Below are 16,969 nucleotides of genomic sequence, written 5' to 3'. Positions count from 1 at the left end.
CGGCGCATGCGCCGAGATCCGGAGAAAATGGGTCCCGACGGCAGGTCCCGCAGAGGCGTGCCCGTGGCGGGGCGCCTCGAAGGGATGCGATCCATGGGCATCCACGTAGCAGAACCAGCAGCGCTGTCTTCTCGTTGCGCGCACGACCACCCTATATTGGCAGCAGCAACCCGCTATTCGTCGTGCTGTCGCTGCGATGCAACAGTGCATCGGGCGAGCATTGCACGCGATGCTATGGGGGACGTTCGCGCGCCGACATCCAGGCCAGCGCGAGGTAAGCCGCGAGCATCAAGGCCTCGAGCCCGACCACGGTGAGGCTGCCGCCATAGATGCTCGGAAACATCAGCTCGATGACCGCCATCGACACCACGGTGGTCAGCCACACCACGGCGCCCCAGGGCGTTGCGAGCCAGAGCCCGACCGCGGCGACGAGTTCGATGACCGCGAAATAGACCGTCGCGGTCTGCCAGGCCATCGACTGGTTCTCGAAGGCCTCCTCCTCGCCGCCGACGAAGCCCGTCACCTGGGCCCAGTGATAGAGGCCCTTGGCGACCGACACGACGGCCATGATGCGCAGGAAGATGACGAGGCGGCGCGTCCAGACATTCTCGTCCGGTTCGATCCGGTCGGACGAGATCGCGCTGACCGAGATGGCGCTGTCGCGCGCCTGATCGCGTGCAGAGGTGTCAGACATCCGAATCGCCGCGCAACGGCTGCAAGCTTGGGTTCATGGCCGCAGTCTTGGCCCGCCAAGGCGGTAAAATCAATTGCCGTTGCAGCAAATCAAGGGCGCGACGGGCGCAATGACGGCGTCCCTGCGAGGTGCTAGAACTGGACTTATATCAGGTCCAGACCAGCCGTCCCCGAGGAGAGGAAGTCATGGCGATCAAATTCGGCCGCCCGATCGAACTGCGCGATACGCCGCGGCGCCAGACCGAGGCCCTCGCCTCCCCCTCGCTCGACCTCACGATCCGGATGCGCCGCAACCGCAAGTCGGAATGGGCGCGCCGCCTGGTGCGCGAGAACGTGCTGACCACTAACGACCTGATCTGGCCGATGTTCGTGGTCGACGGCCACAACGCCCGCACGCCGGTGGCCTCGATGCCGGGCGTCGATCGGCTCACCGTCGACCAGATCGTCCGCGATGCCGAGCGTGCGGCAAGACTCAATATCCCCTGCATCGCGCTGTTCCCCTTCACCGAGCCGGCGCTGCGCGACGAGCAAGGCTCGGAAGCGCTCAATCCCGACAATCTGGTCTGCCAGGCGGTGCGCGCGATCAAGAAGGAGTTCCCCGATATCGGCGTGCTCTGCGACGTCGCGCTCGATCCCTTTACCAGCCACGGCCATGACGGGCTGATCGAGGACGGCCGGATCCTCAACGACGAGACCGTCGCGGTGCTGGTGAAGCAGGCGCTCACCCAGGCCGAGGCCGGCTGCGACGTGATCGCGCCGTCGGACATGATGGACGGCCGCATCGGTGCGATCCGCGAGGCGCTCGACGACAACGGCTTCGGCGACGTCCAGATCATGTCCTACGCGGCGAAATACGCCTCAGCCTTCTACGGCCCGTTCCGCGACGCGATCGGCTCGGCCAAGACGCTGACCGGCGACAAGCGCACCTACCAGATGGACAGCGCCAATTCCGACGAGGCGCTGCGCGAGGTCGAGCTCGACATCGCCGAAGGCGCCGACATGGTGATGGTGAAGCCGGGCATGCCCTATCTCGACATCGTCCGCCGCGTGAAGGAGCATTTCGCGATGCCGACCTTCGTGTACCAGGTGTCCGGCGAATACGCGATGATTGCCGGCGCCGCCGCCAATGGCTGGATCGACGGCGAGCGCGCGATGATGGAAAGCCTGGTCGGCTTCAAGCGCGCCGGCGCCGACGGCATCCTGACCTATTTCGCCCCACAGGCCGCCGAGAAGATCAAGGCGGAGAGCTGACGTTTGCGAATGGCGATTCGACCTCGTGCCCTCTTCGCTATTCGCCACGCCCGATTCGCCATCATTCCTGCGAACATTTCGGCTAGTTAATGTTCGGCCGGACTTGGCAGGCGAGCCTCCTGTTCCCATGTCCTGCGCGGGACTTTCATCGGAGGTTGGTCATGTCCTACGGCAATGACGGCGGCAACTGGCGCAATGATGCCTGGCGCAATGACGGCGGCGTTCCCCCGCATGCGTTCGATCCGTTGATGCAGCCGGATCTGTTCCGCGGCGTGCTGACGCGACGTGTCTTTGCCTTCCTGATCGACCTCGTCGTGCTGTCGGTGCCGGTGATCCTCGCCGTGCTGTTCATCGCGGTGTTCGGCATCGTCACGCTCGGCCTCGGCTGGGCGCTGTTCTGGCTGGTCTCTCCGGCCTCGATCGTCTGGGCCATCGTCTATTACGGCGCCTCGATCGGCGGCCAGCACTCGGCCACCATCGGCATGCGCGTGATGGATCTGGAACTGCGCACCTGGTACGGCGCGCGTGGCTATTTCGTGCTCGGCGCCACCCACGCCGTGCTGTTCTGGGCAACGGTCTCATTCCTGTCGCCGCTGGTGCTCCTGATCGGGCTGCTCAACGGCCGCCGCCGGCTGCTGCACGACATCATCCTCGGAACCGTCATTATCAACAGTTCGGTCCGGACCCAGATATCCCCGGCGGCGCGGGCCTATTAGGCCCGCCTAAACCAATTGACCGTTAGCTTCCGGGGGGCGATGCTAGCTTGGCTGCCTGTCTAGTTGTGGAGCCTGACGATCTGACGTGACCCAGCACTCGCGTGATACCCCCCAGTTTTATCTGACGGCGCCCTCGCCCTGCCCGTATTTGCCGGGCCGACACGAGCGGAAGGTTTTCACGCACCTAGTCGGCGACAAAGCGGGCGACCTCAACGACTTGCTGACCCATGGCGGCTTCCGGCGCAGCCAGTCGATCGCCTACCGGCCGGCCTGCGACCAGTGCCGGGCCTGCGTCTCGGTCCGGGTGGTCGCCAACGAATTCCGCCCCTCCCGTAACTTCCGCAAGGTGCTGGCCCGCAACGCCGACATCATCGGCGAGCAGCGCACGGCGGTGCCGACGTCAGAGCAATATTCGGTGTTCCGGGCCTATCTCGACCGCCGCCATCGCAACGGCGGCATGGCCGACATGACGGTGCTGGACTACGCGATGATGGTCGAGGACAGCCATGTCGAGACCCGGATCATCGAGTACCGCAAGCGCAACGCCGACAGCGCCATCACCGGCCGCGGCGACGAGCTGATGGCGGTGGCGCTGACCGACGTGCTCAGCGACGGGCTGTCGATGGTCTATTCGTTCTTCGAGCCGGGGTTGGAAAGCCGCTCGCTCGGCACCTTCATGATCCTCGATCACATCGCCCGCGCCCGCCGGCAGGGCCTTCCTTATGTCTATCTCGGCTACTGGATCGAGGGCTCCAAGAAGATGGACTACAAGGGCCGCTTCCTGCCGCAACAGCGGCTCGCCCCATCGGGCTGGCTGCGTGTCGACGCCACTGGCGAAGGGCTGGCAGAACCGCAGGACTAGCCCTCAGCTAGGTCCCGAGCAGCGTATCGTAAAGCAGCTTCACGTTCAGGATCACGATCAGCCCGGCGACGATCCATGCCGCCACCGCAACCGGCATCGAGATCGCGAACGCGCCCATCTTGCGCTTGTCGGACACGAAGCGCACCAGCGGGATCACCGCGAACGGCAGCTGCATCGACAGCACGACCTGGCTGAATACCAGGAGTTGCGCGGTGCCGCTCTCGCCATAGAGCGCGGCAACCACGATGACCGGGATGATCGCGATGCCGCGGGTCACCAGCCGTTGCAGCCAGTCCGGCAGCTTGAGGTCGAGGAAGCCCTGCATCACGATCTGGCCGGCCAGCGTCGCCGTCACCGTCGAGTTGAGGCCCGAGGCCAGCAGCGCGACGGCAAACAGCGTCGAGGCGATGCCGAGGCCGAGCAGCGGCGACAGCAGCTCGAAGGCCTGGTCGATCTCGGCGACGTCGGAATGACCGCTCTTGTGGAACGTCGCGGCCGCCAGCACCAGGATCGCGGCATTGACGAACAGCGCCAGCATCAGCGCGATGGTGGAATCCGTGGTCGCCCATTTGATCGCGTCGCGCCGGCCGTCCTCGGTGCGCGGATAGGCGCGGGTCTGCACGATCGATGAATGCAGATAGAGGTTATGCGGCATCACGGTGGCGCCGATGATGCCGATCGCGATGTAGAGCATCTCCGGGTTGGTGACGATCTCGCGCGACGGCATGAAGCCGCCAAGCACGCCGGCGATCGGCGGCGCGGCAGCGGCGATCTGCACCGCGAAGCAGACCGCGATCACGATCAGCAGCGCGATCACGAAGGCCTCGAGGAAGCGGAAGCCGCGGTTCATCAGGAGCAGCAGCAGGAACGCGTCGAGCGCCGCAAGCAGCGCGCCGCCGATCAGGGGAATGCCGAACAGCAGTTTCAGCGCGATCGCGGTGCCGATCACCTCGGCAAGGTCGCAGGCGATGATCGCGGCCTCGCAGGCCAGCCACAGCAGCAAATTCACCGGTCGCGAATAAGTCGCACGGCAGGCCTGCGCGAGGTCGCGGTCGGTGGCGATACCGAGCCGCGCCGAAAGCGCCTGCAACAGGATCGCCATCAGATTGGAGAGCAGGATGACCGACAGCAGCGTGTAGCCAAACTTCGATCCACCGGCGAGATCGGTGGCCCAGTTGCCCGGGTCCATGTAGCCGACCGAGACCAGATAGCCCGGGCCGGCAAAGGCCAGCAGCCGGCGCCACCACACACCCGAGGTCGGTACCGCGACGGTAGCGTTCACCTCCGGCAGGCTGCGGGCATGCCCGGAATCACCCCGCCAGCCGCCTGACGTGGCATTCGGAAGGGAAACGGAAGGCATTTCAGGAGTCCGGGCATCCATCTTGCCAAGATGGCCCAAGTCACCCGTTATTGCAACTCACTTGCAACTGCATCTGGGCTCACGAAAATGATACCGGGACAGCAGCTTGTAAAGTACTGAGGAAGTGCTTTACGTTAGAGACATGATCAAGCTGCCCGTCGAGACGCCGACCGCAACGCTGCGCTACGCCCTCGCCCCCGACCCGTCGGGCATCGAGGCGATCGAGGCGACCTTTGCGGCCTATGACCGGATGATGGCGATCCTCGCCGAGGTCGCGCCGGTCGGCGCCAACCTCGTCTCGTTGCACGCCCAAGCCTACGAGACGATCCGCAAGGAGACCGGCCTGCCCGCGCGGCTCGTGACACTCGGCCTGCGCGACCGCGCCAACTACATCGCGGACACTGCCGTCCGCCGGATACCGCTCGACGACAAGTTGTTCGCGATCAAGGGCCCAACTTCACTGACCATTAGCACTGTCAGCGGACGCGTCTTGGTGCCGTTCGACGTGCCGGGATATGTCTCGGGCTGGGAAAGCCCCTTCCCGGCGCATTTGATCTCGGATGGCCGCGGCTACGAAATCCACATCGCCGTCAAATCCAAATCAGCACCACCGGAGGAGAAGACCATGCTTCACGAAGGCATCCTTGCGCGCATGGGCCGGCTTCTTGCCGCCATCGCGAGCCAGACCATCGACAATGTCGAGAACAACAACAAGGTCGCGCTGGTCAAGCAGGCGATCCGCGAGATCGACGCCGGCGCCGACGAAGCGCGCTATGCGCTCGGCAAGTCGCGCGCCGAAGAATTCCGTTTGAAGAAACGGCGCGAGGAACTGGATACCGAAACGGCCAGCCTGAACGAGAAGATTCGTCTCGCACTTGCGGAAAATCGCGAGGATCTCGCGCGCGCCGGCGTCGCACGGCAGATTGATCTGGAGTCGCAGGTGATCGCGCTGGAGCGCGCGATGGATTTCATCGAGCTCGAGATCGATGAGCAGACCAAGGCGCTACAGGCCATGCTCGGCGCGCGGCGTGAAGCAGAGAATAGATTAACCGATCTCGAACAAAGCCTGCTGCGTGAAGCCAAGGACGAAACCAGCCGGGGGGCATCGACGACCAATACATTGAGTGCTGAACGCGCCATGGCAGCGATCGCCCGGGTCACCGGTGTTCCCGCTTCCAGCGTGCTCGGCGACAAGGAACTTGACGAACTCGATCGCTTGCACCGCGAAAAGGAAATCGCGGCGCGGCTTGAAAGGATCAAGTCAGACAAATGAGTGCAGTTGGCGACATCCTGCTCGCCCCGGACGTGCGGCCCTTCGCGGTCGCGGCTGCGATCACGGTGGCACTTGGCGGCATCGAGCTGCTGACCACCATGGTCGGACTTTCGATCAGCGAACTCATCGGCAAGGATTTCGCGGTCGAGGCCGAGAGCCACAACGCTCTCGGTGGCCTGTTTCTCTGGATCAACGCCGGGCGGCTTCCCCTCCTGATCCTGATCATCCTGGTACTCGGCATATTCTCGATCGGAGGCTTCCTGCTTCAGGGCCTGGCGCATGCCGCAGGCGCCGCGATCCCGGCCCCGATTGCCGCAGTGGTTGCCGCCGCGGGCAGCATCCCGGTGATCAGAAACACCAGCCGCGGCCTCGCCCGCATCATTCCGCGCGACGAGAGTTATGCTGTCAGCGATAGCGACTTTGTTGGCAAGGTCGCAACCGTGTCGGTCGGCCCGCTCGATCAGGGCCTGCCCGGCAGGGTCCGTCTCAAGGATGTCTTCGGCAATTGGCATACCGTCTCGGCGCGTGCCAGCGCGGAGTCCGAGGCACTACCGGTCGGCGCCAGCGTGCTGCTGGTCGATCGCGATGCCAAGAGTTTCATTGCGATTGCCGCTCCCGCCGACCTCGTCGAACAACGACACTCTTCCAACAGGGCATAACACATGTGGGAACTTGCTGTACCCGTCGCCATTGGCGTCATCGCCATTCTCGTTATCGGTCTGCTCTTCGCAAAGCTCTACAAGCGCTCGACGCGCGACGAGGCCTACGTTCGCACCGGCCTCGGCGGCCAGAAGGTGGTGCTTGACGGCGGCTCACTGGTGCTGCCGATCTTCCATTCCACCGCCGCGGTCAACCTGAAGACGTTGCGGCTCGAGGTCGCGCGCGGCGGTCCGGACTCGCTGATCACCAAGGACCGCATGCGCGTCGACATCGGCGCCGAGTTCTACCTGCGCGTCAAACCCGACTCGTCCTCGATCGCGCTGGCCGCGCAGACCCTCGGCAACCGCACCAACGACGCCGCCGAGCTGCGCGAACTGGTCGAAGCCAAGTTCGTCGACGGCCTGCGCTCGGTCGCCGCGACCATGAACCTGGAGGAATTGCAGGAGCAGCGGGCGACCTTCGTCAAGGCGGTGCAGGACGCGGTCGGCGCCGACATCCAGAACAACGGCCTCGAGCTGGAATCGGTGTCGCTGACCCGGCTCGACCAGAGCGACATCAAGCATTTCAACCCGAGCAACTTCTTCGACGCGCACGGTCTCACCACGCTGACCAAGATCACCAAGGACCGTGAACAGGAGCGCAACCAGATCGTCCGCACCACCGAGGTCAACATCGCCCAGCAGGACCTGGTGGCGCGGCAGACCACGCTGACGATCGAAAGCACCAAGCGCGAGGCCGAACTGGCCCAGCAGCGCGACATCGCCAACAAGACCGCGGCGATGCGCGCGCAGACGGCGCAGGTCGAACAGACCGCGTTGCAGAACGAGGCCGAATACCGCATTCAGCAGGAGCTCGCGGTCGCCAACAAGCAGACCGAGGCCAACCAGGCCCGCGACACCCGCAAGATCGAGGCCGATCTCGCGGTCAAGCGCCGCAACACCGAGATGGAGCGCGACCTCCAGATCGTCGCGCAGGAGAGCGCGATCGCGGTCGCCGCCAAGAGCAAGGAGCAGTCGGAAGCCCAGACCATCGCCGAGACCGCGCGTGCGGTTGCGATCGCCGCCGAGGAAAAGGTCACCACCGCGCGCGCCACCGAGATCGCCGAGCGCGACAAGATCATCAACGTGATCGCCGCGCGCAAGGCGGCCGAGACCGACGCCATGCCGATCACGGTCATGGCCGAAGCCGAACGCCAGGCCGCCGCCAACAAGGCGGAAGCCACCAACGTGCTCGCCAAGGCCGACGCGGCGGCCGCCACCACCCGCGCGGCCGGTGTGAAGGCGCTCGGCCAGGCCGAGGCGGAAGTGGCGACGATGAAGGCGGAGGCGCGCAACAAGCTCAGCGCCGACATGATCGCCTACGACCTCAACGTCGCCCGCATCAACGTGATCCCGAGCGCGCTCGCCGAGGCGGTGAAGCCGATCGAGAAGATCTCCGACATCCGGATCTTCGACACCGGCAGCATGCTTGGCCGCGGCGGCAACGGCCATGCCAATGGCAATGGTGGTCTCGGGCTTGGCGATGGCCTCGCCGCGCAGTTGCTGTCGGTCTCGGCGTTCAAGCCGATGATCGACAAGATCCTCTCGGAGGCGGGCTTCCCGGCCGGCCCCGATGCGCTCACCAGCCTGACCAGCGCGCTGGCGCAGCGCAAGGCTGAAGCCGCCGCGGAGCCCGCAACCGGTGACGACGGCCGGCCTGCCACGTTGGTTGGCACCATCACCGGCCAACTCGCGCCGACGCCGCAATAACGCGATCGTGTTTGATATCATCGACAGGGCCCGCCGATTCCGGCGGGCCTTTGCTTTTTGCGTTGTCGGGAAACGGGTGGAATCGGACGTCTTCCAACCACACACTATGGACAGATCGAATTGCTGAGGATTCCGCCATGTCTGCCGATACGCCTCGCCTGCCGGCCACCTTCAATCGCCTGGCCTGGTCCAACCTCGCCGCGCAATCGGCCGAGCAGATCGCGCTTGCGGCCGCGCCCATCGTCGCCGTGCTGGTGCTCGGCGTCGGCGAAGGCCAGACCGGCCTGTTGCAAACCGCACTCACGCTGCCCTTCATTCTGTTTGCGATTCCAGCGGGCCTGCTCGCCGACCGGGTGTCGCGACGCTGGGTGATGGCAAGCTCCGAAGCGCTGCGCGCAGCCGCGCTTGCTGCGATCCTGGTGTTGCTCTGGTTCGGCGCGATGACGCTGCCGCTGCTCGCGCTGCTCGGTTTCATCGCGGTCTGCGGGACGGTAGCCTACAGCGTCGCCGCCCCTGCGCTGGTGCCGTCGCTGGTGACAGCACAGCAATTGCCGGCGGCCAACGCCCGCATCGAGCTGGCGCGCACCGTCGCCTTTGCCAGCGGACCGGCGCTCGGCGGCGTGCTGGTCGGCTGGGTCGGCGCTGCGCCTGCGTTCGGCTTTGCCGCGGCGCTGTCGGCGATCGCGGTCGTGCTGCTCGCCGGTCTCTACGAGCCGGCGCGTGCGCCCGCCCCGCGGCGTCATCCGATGCAGGACATCAGGGAAGGTGCGGCCTTCGTGATGCATCATGCCCTGCTGCGGCCGGTGTTCATCACCCAGTTCATCTTCAACACCGCATCCTTCCTGCTGCTCGCGGTGTTCGTGCCCTATGCGGTGCGCCATCTCGGGCTCAGCGCCACCGGCGTCGGCACGACGCTTGCGATGTATGGCGTCGGCATGGTGGTCGGCGCGCTGTTCGCAACCCGGGTGATGAAGCGGCTGGCGTTCGGCACCGTGATCGGGCTCGGCCCCGTCACCGGCCTGGTCGCCTCGCTCGTGATGGCGCTGACCACCTGGTTTGCGACGCCGCTGCTCGCCGGCCTCGGCTTCTTCCTGCTCGGCGTCGGCCCGATCCTGTGGGTGATCTCGACCACCACGCTGCGCCAGTCGGTGACACCGCCCTCGCTGCTCGGCCGTGTCTCGGCAATCAACATCATGAGCTACGGCGCCCGCCCGCTCGGCTCCGCGCTCGGCGCCATCGTCGGTGGCCTCTATGGTGCCGAAGCCTGCCTGTATCTCGCGGCTGCGATCTTCGCCGCACAGGCGCTGGTGATCCTGATGTCTCCGGCAGTGTCGCTGACGCGGCAGCCCGACATGGTCGGCGAGCCGGCGCGCTGCTAGATCGGACCACCCATCCCGTCATTGCGAGCGGAGCGAAGCAATCCATGCCGCCAGCTGCGGAGACATGGATTGCTTCGTCGCTTCGCTCCTCGCAATGACGGTGAGAAGTTTAGCTCGCCAGATAGCGCTCATACTTGCCGCCGACGACCTCGTCGGCGGCAACCGCCGGATCCAGCGTGTAGAGGTCCTGCGCATGGCCGATGCCGCGCAACACGAAGCGGCCGGTCGAGACCAGATAGTTGCGGCCGACGGCATCGAGCCCGGCGCGAAACGCGGTCGAGGTCAGCAGGTCGCGATCGACCGAGGCGCACATCGAGGCGATCCGGCTGACTTCGTTGACGGCAGGCCCGACCACCGTGAAATCCAGCCGGTCCTGGCTTCCGATATTGCCGTAAAACACCTCGCCGACATGGAGCCCGACATAGGCCGAGGTGGTCGGCTGTCCGTCGGTGGCACGGCGGGTGTTCAAGGCGTCCATGTTGTTGCGGAAGGTGTGTTCGGCCCGCAGCGCCGCGCGCTTGGCGCCGGCCAGGTTTTCGCCGGTGAACATCGCCAGCACGCCGTCACCGATCAGCTTCAGCACCTCGCCGCCGGCATCGTGGATCGCGTCGATCGAGGCCTGCGCATAGTCGTTGAGGAACGGAATGATCTCGTCCGGGCCGATGCGCTCGCTGATCGCGGTCGAGCCACGCACGTCGGAGTACCACAGCACGGCCTTGATCTTCTCGGTGATGCCGCGCTGCATCCGTCCGCGCAGCACCTGCTCCGCGGTCTCGCGGCCGAGATAGACCCGCCCGAGCGTGCGGGCGATCTCGACCTGCGCGGCCGATTTGATCGCGAGCCCGAGCACGGGCACGAGGTCGCGCAGCGCAGCCATATGGCTCTCGCCGAAGCCGTCCGAGTGACGGGTGGTGTAGTAGGAATAGAAACAGTCCATCTCGCCGATCGTGCCGGCCTCGCCGAAGCGGTGCACGAAAGCGGCGAAGTGCTTGTGACCCTTCTCGGCGAGTTCGCCGATCATCGAAAAATCGTGCGAGCCGTTGAGGTCGATCACCATCTCGTCATGGCCGTTTTCGAGCATGTGATGGAACGCCGACCTCCGCCAGGTCTGGCTGGCCTCGCCGGTGCTGGTCGAGCCGTACTCGAAGATGTCGGCCTCGTTGCTCACGCCGTCGTTCCAGCGGAAGCCACGCCCCTCGAAAATCGGATGCAGCGTATCGATGAACACGATCGCCCGCGACAGCGGCATGCCGGCGGCCCGGCCGCGCTCGCAGAAGCCGCGCAGCAGGTCGTTTTCCGGCAGGCCGGTCAGGCCCTGGCGGACCAGCCAATTCATGAGGCGCAAGCGGGGCGTCAGTTCCATCAGCTGATTATGCCGGGCAATCGGTGCGGGAGGAAGGGCTTGTCGTCGCGTGACAGATGCGGACGCCAACGCGGCATTGCAAGGGCCGCTCCGCCTCACCATTTCGCGCGGAACAGCGCGGCCGGATGGCTGCAATTCCGCTTTCCTTTGGCTCAGCCATCGCGCACAACAGCGCATGGACAACGACCCCGGTCAGCCAAGCCCGATCCGACGCCTGATGCAATGGGCGATCACGCCGCCACAATCCTACGGGGTCTATCTTGGCGGCCTCATCCTGGTGTTCGCCCTGTCGTTCTACGCCGGCACGCTGAGGCCGAAGCACGTGCCTGCCCCGTCGGTGACCGCACCATCCGCCCCGCGTAGCTGATCAGGCCGATTTGCGCTCCGACGTCGCGATCCAGATCCCGGCGAACACCGCAATCAGGCCGACGACCAGATTGGCGGTGATCGGCTCCCCGACCAACTGCCTCGCCAGCAGCCCGGCGGCGATCGGATTGACCGTCATGGTGTTGGCGACACGGGTCGGCGACGCCCGCTCCAGCGCGAGCACCCACAGGATGAAGGCGAGCGCGCCGCCGGCTATCCCGAGATAGAGCCCCGCGATCCATTGCGGCGTGCCGAAGTCGCGCAGCGTCGCCAGGCTCCCCGTGCACATGCCCACCGCCGCAAGCGCAGCCGCACCCGCGCCCATGCCCACGGCGAGGAAGCCGAGCGCGCTGGAACGGCGGATCAATGGCCGCGACAGCACGTTGTAGAACGCCATGCAGAGCACCGCGGCCGCCATGATCAGTTCACCGCGCCACGCCCCCGCCGGCGCCGCCGACAGCCCGGATGCTAGCGCAGCCGCCACCCCGAGCACCGCGATCGAGACCCCGATCGATTTCCGCATCGTCAACGGCTCGATGCCGAGCACGGCGCCGACCACCATGGTGAAGAGCGGCAGCGTCGCCAGCGCAAGACTGGCGCGGGCCGCGGTGGTGTAGGTCATCGCGATATTATAGAGCACGAAGAAGACGCCGAAGAAGGCGATGCCGAGCGCGGCCACCGCAAGCCAATCCTCGCGCCGCGGCCACTTCGCGCCGAGCAGGACCGCGGCGGGGAGCACGCACAGAAAGCCGATCGCCCAGCGCAGGATGGCGAGCGTGACCGGATCGGCATTGCCGGCCAGGTAACGCGTGATCGCCGCCGCCATGCCGCCGAGACAGCTCGAGACCAAGGCTATCGCAACGCCGATCCACTCGCCCATCCGGCCCTCATGCGCTTCGAACTAGCTTGTGGCATCTTGCCCGGGGAGATCGTTCCGGCAACTACTTCACAGGTACTCATGTCGCAGCAGCACGATTTTGCCGCCAGCCTGCGCGAATGGCGGAAGCGAAAAGGCCACTCGCAGCTCGAGCTCGCCGGGCGCGCCGATATCTCCCAGCGCCATCTCAGCTTCCTCGAACTCGGACGTGCCGCACCAAGCCGCGACATGGTGATCCGACTCGCCGCGGCGCTCGAGGTGCCGTTGCGCCAGCAGAACGCGCTGCTGGTCGCGGCCGGCTTCGCGCCGGTGTGGCGGCAAACCGACCTTGCCGCGCCGGAGCTCGCCCAGATCCGCCACGCGCTGGATTTCATCCTGGCGCAGCAGGAGCCGTTCCCTGCGGTCGTGGTCGACCGGCACTGGAATCTGTTGCTCGCCAATGCTGGCGCAGTGAGGCTGGTGGAATTCCTGGTCGGACCGCTGGAGCCCGGCGCCCCCGTCAATCTGGCCGACGCTCTGGTCGCTCCCGGCGTGCTGCGGCCCTACCTCACCAATTGGGCCCAGGTGGCCGGCTACTTCATTCGCAGCGTCGAGGCCGACGCCGTGAGTGACGGCACCACCGCGACGGCGCAATTGCTCGAGCGCCTGCTCGCCTATGACGGCGTCGCGGCGGCGTTGGCGGCGCCGCCCGCGGGCTTCGCATCGGGACCGGTGCTACCGATGCTGTTTCGCAAGGGCGATGTCTGCCTGCAACTGTTCACCACGATCGCGACGCTGGGGACGCCGCAGGACGTTACGCTACAGGAGTTGCGGATCGAGAGCTTCTTTCCGATGGACGACGCGACCGCGCGGCTGTTTCGGGACTGGTCAGAGGCGAGCGGCATCGAAGCGCCTCGGTCATAGGCTCCGGCGACATTTCGACCTGACGCTCTCGCGAGGACTTGGCGACGCCCCCGGCTACACCATCTCGGCCGGCGCCAACCGGCAGGTCTCGCTGCTGATCTCGACCTGCAACGTCGCGTGATGAATGCTGAATCGCTCGGACAGCTCCGCGCAGACGCGGTGCAGGAAGATATCGTCGTGTCCGCCGGGCCGCACCAGATGCGCGGTCAGCGCGGTTTCGCTGGTGCTCATCGCCCAGATGTGCAGGTCGTGCACCTCGGTGACGCCCTCGAGCGCGGCGAGATAATCCCTCACTTGCTTGAGATCGATCCCCTTCGGCACCGCGTCGAGCGCGAGGTTGACGCTGTCGCGGGCAAGTTCCCAGCCGCTGATCAGCACGACCACGGCGATGACCAGACTGATCGCCGGATCGATCCATTGCCAGCCGGTCGCCATGATGAGCAGCGCGGCAACCACGACGCCGAGCGAGACGCCGGCATCCGCCGCCATGTGCAGATAGGCGCCGCGGACATTGAGGTCGCTGTGGCGGCCGCGCATGAACATGAGCGCGGTGCCACCATTGATCAGGATGCCGAGCGCCGCGACCCAGACCACGGTCCAGCTTGCCACCTCCGCAGGCTCGCGGAAGCGGTTGATCGCCTCGACCGCGATGCCGCCGACCGCGATCAACAGCAGCCCGGCATTGAACAGCGCCGCCAGGATCGAGGCGCGGCGATAGCCATAGGTGTGGGTGTCGGTTGGGCGCCTGCCGGCGAGCCACGCCCCACCCCAGGCCAGGAGCAGCGCGATGACGTCGGAGAGATTGTGGACGGCGTCGGAGACCAGCGCCAGCGAGTTGGCGGAGTAGCCGAAGATCAATTCCGCGATGACGAAGGCGGTGTTGAGCGAGGCGCCGACCGCGAAGGCGGTGCCGAAACTGGCGGGCGCATGGCTGTGCCCGGCATGGGAATGTCCTGCGTGGGAATGGCCGCTGTGGGAATGTCCACCGTGGGAATGTCCACCGTGGGAATGACCACTATGGTCGTGGTCATGATCGTGATTGTGCGCCATGGCAACCGCCGTCCGAGTTCGTCGGCGACGGTTATAGCGCGGCAAAATGTGGATACTATCACACCGCGCAACTTGAAGGCGCAGCCGTAGGCCGGATCAGCCAGCGGCGTAATCCACCGTCCATGACGAGACGGCGGGTTACGGCTTGCGCCTAACCCGCCCTCCACAGTGTTACTCCACGCCGCGGTTGAACTTGTTCGACTTCGGCAGGCCATGGGCGAGCCGGCCGGCATCGGCGCGGTTGCCGCGCCAGTCGGCCAGTTCCTTCATGGTCATGCTGTGCTCGCGGCCGGCGGAGTCCTTCCAGGTCAGGCCGGTCTTGGCATCGAACACCGCGACGTCGGACAGCTCCGAGCTGGTATACTTTTGCAGACGCACGCCGCGGCCGCGCGCCATCTCCGGCACCTGGTCGAGGCCGAACAGCACCATCTTGTGGTTGGTGCCGATCACCGCAACGGTATCGCCGTTCACGGTCGTGATCGCGCGGGCCTCGTTCGGCATCTCGACATTGAGCACCTGCTTGCCCTTGCGGGTGTTGCCGACGCAGTCCTCTTCCTTGACGACGAAGCCCTGCCCCTCGCTGCTCGCGACCAGGAACTTGCGCTCGCCCTTGTTGACGAACAGCGAGATGATCGCGGCGTCCTGCTCGAGATCGATGAACATGCGGATCGGCTCGCCATGGCCGCGGCCGCCCGGCAGCTTGGCGACGTCGAGCGAGTAGAACCTGCCGTTGGTGGCGAACAGCAGCAGCTTCGAGGTGGTCTCGGCAAAGAACGAGTGCTCGAGCTTGTCGTCGGTCTTGAAGGTGAGCCCCGAGAGATCCTCGACATGGCCCTTCAGCGTCCGCACCCAGCCCTTCTCGGAGATCACGACGGTGCACGGCTCGCGCTCGACCAAGGCTTCCTCGATCGCGGCGAGATCGTGCTCCGGCGCATCGGCGAAGGTGGTGCGGCGCTTGCCGAGCGGCGTCTTCGGCCCGAACATGTCGCGGACCTTGCTGACCTGCTCGCCGACCTTGGCCCATTGCTCGGTCTCGGAGGCGAGCAACCCCTCGATGCCCTTCAGCTCCTTGCGCAGATCCTTGTCCTCGGTGCGGATCTCCATCTCCTCGAGGCGGCGCAAATTGCGCAGGCGCATGTTGAGGATGGCCTCGGCCTGGATCTCCGACAGCTTGAAGGTCTTCATCAGGACCGGCTTCGGCTCGTCCTCGGTGCGGATGATCTTGATCACCTTGTCGAGGTTCAGGAACGCGATCAGCTGGCCGCCGAGAATTTCGAGCCGGTGCTCGATCTGCCCCTTGCGGAAGTTGGAGCGGCGGATCAGCACGTCGCGCAGATGGTCGAGCCATTCGCGCAGACACTCGGCAAGGCCGACCACTTTCGGGATGCGGCCCTTGATCAGCACGTTGAGGTTCAGCGAGATCTTGCTTTCGAGCTCGGTGAGCCGGAACAGCGACTCCATCATCAGCGCCGGATCGACGGTGCGCGATTTCGGCTCGATCACGAGCCGGACGTCCTCGGCCGACTCGTCGCGCACGTCGGCAACCAGCGGCAGCTTCTTCTCGTTGATGAGATCGGCGATCCGCTCGACGATCCGCGACTTCTGCACCAGCCACGGGATCTCGGTGACGACGACCACCCAGGTGCCGCGCGCGCCCTCCTCCTGGACCCAGCGCGAGCGGGTGCGGAACGAGCCGCGCCCCGTGGTGTAGGCCTCGACGATCGCTTCCTTGGAATCGACGACGATGCCGCCGGTCGGGAAATCAGGACCCTTGACCCATTTCAGCAGCGCCTTCGACTTGGCGTCGGGCTTCTCGATCAGGTGCAGCGCGGCGTCGCAGAGCTCGGCCGCGTTGTGCGGCGGGATCGAGGTCGCCATGCCGACCGCGATGCCCTGCGCGCCGTTGGCCAGCAGGTTCGGGAAACCGCCCGGCAGCACCACCGGCTCTTTCGACTGGCCGTCATAGTTGAGGCGGAATTCGACGCCGTCCTCGTCGATGCCGTCGAGCAGCAGCCGAGCGACATCGGTCATGCGGGCTTCGGTGTAACGGTAGGCGGCCGGATTATCGCCGTCGATATTGCCGAAATTGCCCTGGCCGTCGACCAGCGGGTAGCGCGAGGAGAAATCCTGCGCCAGGCGCACCATGGCGTCATAGATCGCCTGGTCACCGTGCGGATGGAACGAGCCCATCACGTCGCCGACGATCTTGGCAGACTTCTTGAAGGCCGCGCGCGGTTCGAGCCCGAGCAGGTCCATGCCGTAGAGGATGCGCCGGTGCACCGGCTTCAGCCCGTCGCGGGCGTCCGGCAATGCGCGATGCATGATGGTCGAGAGCGCATAGGCGAGATAGCGCTCCTCGAGCGCGTCGCGCAGCGGCACCTCGTGAATTTCGGCCGGCTTTTCCGGCGGTATCTGTCGTTTTCCCATGGGGAGGCGTTAAACCCTGGCGGTGAATCGGGCAAGCCGCG

15 protein-coding genes are annotated in these 16,969 nt (G+C 65.8%); 9 read left to right on the top strand and 6 right to left on the bottom strand.

Annotated elements, in window-relative coordinates; translation table 11 throughout:
- Window positions 1–232: 232 nt before the first annotated feature.
- Window positions 233–694 carry a DUF6163 family protein gene (locus tag B2W55_RS20845; RefSeq protein ID WP_024583357.1) on the bottom strand — a complete coding sequence of 154 codons (462 nt, stop codon included), beginning with the start codon at window positions 692–694 and terminating at the stop codon, window positions 233–235.
- Window positions 695–879: 185 nt separating this feature from the next.
- Here B2W55_RS20845 and hemB point away from each other — a divergent pair, with 185 nt between their 5' ends.
- The 3 genes from hemB (at window position 880) to B2W55_RS20830 (ending at window position 3,522) form a co-directional block, all read left to right on the top strand.
- Window positions 880–1,944, top strand: a complete 1,065-nt coding sequence (gene hemB, locus B2W55_RS20840; RefSeq protein WP_024583356.1) for a porphobilinogen synthase — start codon at window positions 880–882, stop codon at window positions 1,942–1,944.
- Between the two features lie 161 nt (window positions 1,945–2,105).
- Entirely contained in the window at window positions 2,106–2,660 is a 555-nt protein-coding gene (locus tag B2W55_RS20835; protein ID WP_024583355.1) for an RDD family protein, read from the top strand.
- An 85-nt stretch (window positions 2,661–2,745) separates the two neighbouring features.
- On the top strand, window positions 2,746–3,522 hold the full coding sequence (locus B2W55_RS20830) for an arginyltransferase (RefSeq protein ID WP_024583354.1): 777 nt from the start codon (window positions 2,746–2,748) through the stop codon (window positions 3,520–3,522).
- Between the two features lie 7 nt (window positions 3,523–3,529).
- On the opposite strand, the gene B2W55_RS20825 is transcribed toward B2W55_RS20830, so the two are convergent.
- Window positions 3,530–4,903 (bottom strand): Nramp family divalent metal transporter, encoded by a 1,374-nt coding sequence (locus B2W55_RS20825; RefSeq protein ID WP_024583353.1) that lies wholly within the window; start codon window positions 4,901–4,903, stop codon window positions 3,530–3,532.
- A gap of 121 nt (window positions 4,904–5,024) precedes the next feature.
- Here B2W55_RS20825 and B2W55_RS20820 point away from each other — a divergent pair, with 121 nt between their 5' ends.
- From B2W55_RS20820 to B2W55_RS20805, 4 genes are all read left to right on the top strand, one after another.
- The gene (locus tag B2W55_RS20820) at window positions 5,025–6,155 is read left to right on the top strand and encodes a PspA/IM30 family protein (RefSeq protein WP_029879710.1); all 1,131 of its coding nucleotides are present in this window, start codon (window positions 5,025–5,027) and stop codon (window positions 6,153–6,155) included.
- The gene (locus tag B2W55_RS20815; protein ID WP_024583351.1) at window positions 6,152–6,814 is read left to right on the top strand and encodes an OB-fold-containig protein; all 663 of its coding nucleotides are present in this window, start codon (window positions 6,152–6,154) and stop codon (window positions 6,812–6,814) included. The genes B2W55_RS20820 and B2W55_RS20815 overlap by 4 nt, the downstream gene beginning before the upstream one ends.
- A 3-nt stretch (window positions 6,815–6,817) precedes the next feature.
- Window positions 6,818–8,563, top strand: a complete 1,746-nt coding sequence (locus B2W55_RS20810; RefSeq protein WP_024583350.1) for a flotillin family protein — start codon at window positions 6,818–6,820, stop codon at window positions 8,561–8,563.
- A 137-nt stretch (window positions 8,564–8,700) separates the two neighbouring features.
- Complete coding sequence (locus B2W55_RS20805; protein ID WP_024583349.1) at window positions 8,701–9,942, top strand: MFS transporter; 1,242 nt, start codon at window positions 8,701–8,703, stop codon at window positions 9,940–9,942.
- Between the two features lie 109 nt (window positions 9,943–10,051).
- On the opposite strand, the gene B2W55_RS20800 is transcribed toward B2W55_RS20805, so the two are convergent.
- Entirely contained in the window at window positions 10,052–11,305 is a 1,254-nt protein-coding gene (locus B2W55_RS20800; RefSeq protein ID WP_024583348.1) for an adenylate/guanylate cyclase domain-containing protein, read from the bottom strand.
- A gap of 175 nt (window positions 11,306–11,480) precedes the next feature.
- Here B2W55_RS20800 and B2W55_RS20795 point away from each other — a divergent pair, with 175 nt between their 5' ends.
- A complete protein-coding gene (locus tag B2W55_RS20795) occupies window positions 11,481–11,672 on the top strand; it encodes a hypothetical protein (RefSeq protein ID WP_024583347.1) in 192 nt (63 codons plus the stop codon).
- Here B2W55_RS20795 and B2W55_RS20790 read toward each other — a convergent pair whose 3' ends face one another.
- Window positions 11,673–12,551, bottom strand: coding sequence for a DMT family transporter (locus B2W55_RS20790; protein WP_024583346.1), 879 nt, complete (start codon window positions 12,549–12,551; stop codon window positions 11,673–11,675).
- A 78-nt stretch (window positions 12,552–12,629) separates the two neighbouring features.
- On the opposite strand from B2W55_RS20790, the gene B2W55_RS20785 reads away from it, so the two are divergent.
- Window positions 12,630–13,451, top strand: a complete 822-nt coding sequence (locus B2W55_RS20785; protein WP_024583345.1) for a helix-turn-helix domain-containing protein — start codon at window positions 12,630–12,632, stop codon at window positions 13,449–13,451.
- Window positions 13,452–13,505: 54 nt separating this feature from the next.
- Here the strand turns inward: B2W55_RS20785 and B2W55_RS20780 are convergent, their stop codons facing one another.
- On the bottom strand, window positions 13,506–14,501 hold the full coding sequence (locus tag B2W55_RS20780) for a cation diffusion facilitator family transporter (protein WP_024583344.1): 996 nt from the start codon (window positions 14,499–14,501) through the stop codon (window positions 13,506–13,508).
- Between the two features lie 171 nt (window positions 14,502–14,672).
- Window positions 14,673–16,928, bottom strand: a complete 2,256-nt coding sequence (gene parC, locus B2W55_RS20775) for a DNA topoisomerase IV subunit A (RefSeq protein ID WP_024583343.1) — start codon at window positions 16,926–16,928, stop codon at window positions 14,673–14,675.
- Window positions 16,929–16,969: the final 41 nt, after the last annotated feature.

Origin of the sequence: Bradyrhizobium sp. UBA2491, from assembly GCF_002341725.1 — a bacterium.
Classification (GTDB): Bacteria; Pseudomonadota; Alphaproteobacteria; order Rhizobiales; family Xanthobacteraceae; genus Bradyrhizobium.
This window is presented reverse-complemented; position numbering and strand designations above follow the sequence as displayed.

Excerpts from the sequence above, each read along its gene's own strand:
- B2W55_RS20780 (WP_024583344.1), bottom strand. The coding sequence starts at position 14,501 with ATGGCGCACAATCACGATCATGACCACGACCATAGTGGTCATTCCCAC.
- B2W55_RS20835 (WP_024583355.1), top strand. The coding sequence starts at position 2,106 with ATGTCCTACGGCAATGACGGCGGCAACTGGCGCAATGATGCCTGGCGC.
- parC (WP_024583343.1), bottom strand. The coding sequence starts at position 16,928 with ATGGGAAAACGACAGATACCGCCGGAAAAGCCGGCCGAAATTCACGAG.
- B2W55_RS20815 (WP_024583351.1), top strand. The coding sequence starts at position 6,152 with ATGAGTGCAGTTGGCGACATCCTGCTCGCCCCGGACGTGCGGCCCTTC.
- hemB (WP_024583356.1), top strand. The coding sequence starts at position 880 with ATGGCGATCAAATTCGGCCGCCCGATCGAACTGCGCGATACGCCGCGG.
- B2W55_RS20825 (WP_024583353.1), bottom strand. The coding sequence starts at position 4,903 with ATGGATGCCCGGACTCCTGAAATGCCTTCCGTTTCCCTTCCGAATGCC.
- B2W55_RS20805 (WP_024583349.1), top strand. The coding sequence starts at position 8,701 with ATGTCTGCCGATACGCCTCGCCTGCCGGCCACCTTCAATCGCCTGGCC.
- B2W55_RS20810 (WP_024583350.1), top strand. The coding sequence starts at position 6,818 with ATGTGGGAACTTGCTGTACCCGTCGCCATTGGCGTCATCGCCATTCTC.
- B2W55_RS20800 (WP_024583348.1), bottom strand. The coding sequence starts at position 11,305 with ATGGAACTGACGCCCCGCTTGCGCCTCATGAATTGGCTGGTCCGCCAG.
- B2W55_RS20845 (WP_024583357.1), bottom strand. The coding sequence starts at position 694 with ATGTCTGACACCTCTGCACGCGATCAGGCGCGCGACAGCGCCATCTCG.
- B2W55_RS20795 (WP_024583347.1), top strand. The coding sequence starts at position 11,481 with ATGGACAACGACCCCGGTCAGCCAAGCCCGATCCGACGCCTGATGCAA.
- B2W55_RS20785 (WP_024583345.1), top strand. The coding sequence starts at position 12,630 with ATGTCGCAGCAGCACGATTTTGCCGCCAGCCTGCGCGAATGGCGGAAG.
- B2W55_RS20820 (WP_029879710.1), top strand. The coding sequence starts at position 5,025 with ATGATCAAGCTGCCCGTCGAGACGCCGACCGCAACGCTGCGCTACGCC.
- B2W55_RS20790 (WP_024583346.1), bottom strand. The coding sequence starts at position 12,551 with ATGGGCGAGTGGATCGGCGTTGCGATAGCCTTGGTCTCGAGCTGTCTC.